The sequence below is a fragment of the Glaciimonas immobilis genome, from assembly GCF_011947285.1.
Classification (GTDB): domain Bacteria; phylum Pseudomonadota; class Gammaproteobacteria; order Burkholderiales; family Burkholderiaceae_D; genus Glaciimonas; species Glaciimonas immobilis.
Genome location: NZ_JAAOZT010000029.1, coordinates 1 through 3,474 on the forward strand (window position 1 = coordinate 1; position 3,474 = coordinate 3,474).

Annotated in this window: 3 protein-coding genes; all 3 read right to left on the bottom strand. The window is 52.9% G+C overall.

What is annotated here, in order from left to right; translation table 11 throughout:
• On the bottom strand, nt 1–824 hold an 824-nt coding region (locus HAV38_RS21535), incomplete at its 3' end, for a tetratricopeptide repeat protein (RefSeq protein ID WP_168057485.1).
• A 237-nt stretch (nt 825–1,061) separates the two neighbouring features.
• Nucleotides 1,062–3,005 carry a phospholipase D-like domain-containing protein gene (locus HAV38_RS21540; RefSeq protein WP_168057487.1) on the bottom strand — a complete coding sequence of 648 codons (1,944 nt, stop codon included), beginning with the start codon at nt 3,003–3,005 and terminating at the stop codon, nt 1,062–1,064.
• Between the two features lie 127 nt (nt 3,006–3,132).
• A partial coding sequence (locus HAV38_RS21545) for a hypothetical protein (RefSeq protein WP_168057489.1) occupies nt 3,133–3,474 on the bottom strand: 342 nt, incomplete at its 5' end.

Genomic DNA, 3,474 nt, shown 5'->3' on the forward strand with positions numbered 1-3,474 from the left:
GGAAAGCGGAGATCACGATTGCGGCCGAGAGCATCGCTAAACACCTGATAACGAGCAGAGCGTAACGGGTCGATACCATTGGGGGAAAGTCCATCATGTTTATCAAACTCCCCACGCAAATACATCGCGGATCCGCCACCGCCGAACTTGACCCCTTCATGGAGGTAATGGAGTGCACGAGGCTTGTCATGCTGAAACAGCTTATATTCGATCCCCAAAGCCTCTGCCGCGTCACTATTGCCTTGAGAGAAAGCACATTCGAGCATTTTCAGTGCAATCGGTACATTACTCCACTGGTTCCGCTCAAGATCATCATAGCCCGTATTCAAACTATGCCCAATGGTGAATTGCGCATAACTGCTGCCCATCTCTGCCGCTTGTTGCCAGAACGCCCATGCCGTCGTCGCATCCTGCTCTACAATAAAATTGTCGGCATAATAATTACCCATGACCGCATAGGCCAGCGGTATGCCCATCCGCATGGCTTCCTCGGTCAATGCCATCGCCGCACGGGCGTTACGCGGGACTAATATATCATCCGGTTCCGCCAACCCCCATACGCCGGTCTGATATAACGTCGCCAGATTGTTCATCGCTTTCCAGTGCTTGCGTTCGGCTGCCTTGGTGTACAGCGCAAGGATCTGCGGCCAGTCGCGATCATCCTTCCACAGGTCCGGCGTATCCAGCGCCACCGCCTGTTGAAACCACTGTTCGGCTTCGGGATCGAAGGCTGGCGTTACCGCCAGCTCATGCTTGCAGATAAATTCTGTGCGGTGGGGAAAAAATAGGGGGGGAATCAGATTGCGGGGAAGATTATTATCCATGGAACAGGCCGTTTGTGAAAGTAACATACCTAAAAGAAGCGGGAATGACCAGCGGTGAAAAAGCCAACTGGTCGCGTTTTGTGCAACGCACGATGCAGGGTGCATTTCAGTCATAAAGGTTTCTGTGCGACGATATAACTGGCACGGAAATGTGCAGTATCGGCACTCCCCATAGGAGGACCGTCACTTTTATCCTTCGGACGATGCGGTTATGACAACAAGGAGCGCATGTTAAATTCATGCGGTGGCCTTATCGTCTACAGCAGGAACTTTGGCCAGACGAACGTTAGTTAGGCTAGTGCCACGAGGATCCGAATAAGTGGTGATAAAGTCTTCAATGCGACCGGGTTTGCCTTTGACAATAGCGGCGTTGTCTTTCATCTTATTCATCCAATCTCCGTGCGTTTGTTGAATATGTAATGCACTCCCGTCACCCCCATCCAAATCCTCCCCCGCCAGATTTCCCCACACCCGCCTCCGCGCATCTTTCGCGAAATTATGATGCACACAATTGATATTGATTTCGCTATCCACCGCCATGCTGCGCAAATTCATATTGGCGCTTCCTAGCGTTACAAACACGTCATCAATGATCATCAACTTGCTATGAATATAAATTTCACGGCACTTCTCCGATTCAGGATCCTGGGTGTAGAGTTTGGCGATCAGGACTTTTAGCCCCATTTCATCCAGATCAGCTTTACTCACCTGCTTGCGGGCAGCGGAGGCAATGACGTCGGCATGGGCAGCAGACCGTCCTGCCCGCAGTACATTGAGGGGACCGATGACAGGGAGTGCGTACTGCATGAAGTCAAGTTGCCCGGGAACCTCGGGCGCAGGCATCAATTTACGTTGCTTTTGTACCGCCGCATCATAGGTCGCCATGGTGTGGCCTTGGCCCAGTTCCGCCACGGTATCGTAGGTGCGCGGCACCATGTTCGCTCTCTCGGCCTCAGGAATGACGATAAATACGTAAAGATTGGGCACATCGGTACTGCAACCGGCATCGCGCATGCCCTTTGCATAGCGCCGACGCATGTCTTTCAGATGCACAGCCCATTCTGCATACTGAAAGTACTGATTTTCAATGTACACATAGTTGCGCGCCTGACTGGTTGCCAGCCAGTAGGCCTCCTGAATGGTTTTATCTCCTTCTTCGGGTTGGGTCCGCACGATCTGTGCGAGCTGTCGCTCAGCGCCGGAGGGCAGGACGAAGCTGGCGGGAGCGATTGCCTGCCGTAGCAATTGCAGGTTACCGGTTTCTGGAAAAGGATCGGCATTCCTCGGGGCCCGGTCCCATGCGGTCACAAAATTGCGATTCAGGCAATGCAGCGTGTGGCCCCGCACCCGGATGGCGTAGTCGCGAAAAGGCTTGAGACGCAATGCAGGATTGTGCTTGTCTGCACCGCCTTCCGATGCGTGACCGCGCCGGAAATCGTTATAGGCATGTTCGGGGGTGTCCCAATAGTCCGTGGTTGAATTGAGTCCCATCACATAACCGATCGCTTGCTCCGGTAGTTCATAGTCGATCAAAATCGGCTTTTGATGATGCGTGCTGACGTTCTTCAATCCGCCCTTTTCAACTACCGTTAACTTTTGCGCTTCGTCGATCAAACTGGCTTCTACCGCGGCCGGATCTCCTGCCCGATAACGCACATGCAGATTGGGGATGCGTCCATTGAGCGCGTCATCCCACCACTGCTCACAAAATTTGGCGCGGATAATATTGGGATCCGACTTGCCGGTTTTACCCCAGTGGGGATGACCATACAGGTTGTGCGCCATGCGGCCTGCCCATGCAGAAGGGCTGCGTCCCTCGGCAAGCCATAACAGCAGTCGCACGGTGACGATTTTCTGCTCACCTATCTGACGCAACAAATCGCCATAAGTCAGACTACGCGGCCATTCTCCGTCCTTGCGCGGCAACAGCTCCATGCCGGGATCGAAGCCCCAGCAAATGATATCGATGCTCTTTTTGGCGGCTTGCATATCCGCTACGATGTGGGGAAATGCATGCGATGCGCAGATGTGAAATGCCAGATGATTGTCGACCGAGATCGGGTGATCACCCGGTTTGTTACGCTGTTCTAATAACCATTGGCGACTCATGGAGGCGCGCCGATTGACTTCATCGACATGGGTTGTTTCAGTCCGAAACAGGTCTTGCATTTTAGGCGGCATGGCGCTCCTTTGTGATGGGTTAGATGATCAACTTTTAGTCGGTGCGCTTTTCAACCTGTGCTTGCCCAACCATCGACTCGCCAAGGTTGCGAAAAACATTTAACAGCGTTGATATTTCAACGCCTGCTTATTCAAACACATGCCGCGGCCGCAAATAGCCGCTGCCTTCACGCCGTGTGTTGGTTTGCGTAACGATCAACACTGAGCGTAATTCCGCCACGTCGGCATCCGTTTGCAGCGGAAAAAATTGTGCCAGTTCGGCTTGCTCTTCCGGTGAAAAGACCGTTTGCTGTTGGGCGTTTTGCTGTGCTTTGATTTTGTCAGCGCGATAGTACGGCACCAGGGCATCGTTTTCTGCGTTGGTTTTTGCCGGATGATAGCCGGACAGATTGTCGGCGGCGTTGATGGTATCGATGCGGCTTTTTAGCATGTCGAACCATTTCTGATCGGTATTGGCAAGCGCCAGATA

Bases quoted from the DNA above. Each gene is read 5' to 3' on its own strand.
- HAV38_RS21540 (WP_168057487.1), bottom strand. From the start codon at position 3,005: ATGCCGCCTAAAATGCAAGACCTGTTTCGGACTGAAACAACCCATGTC.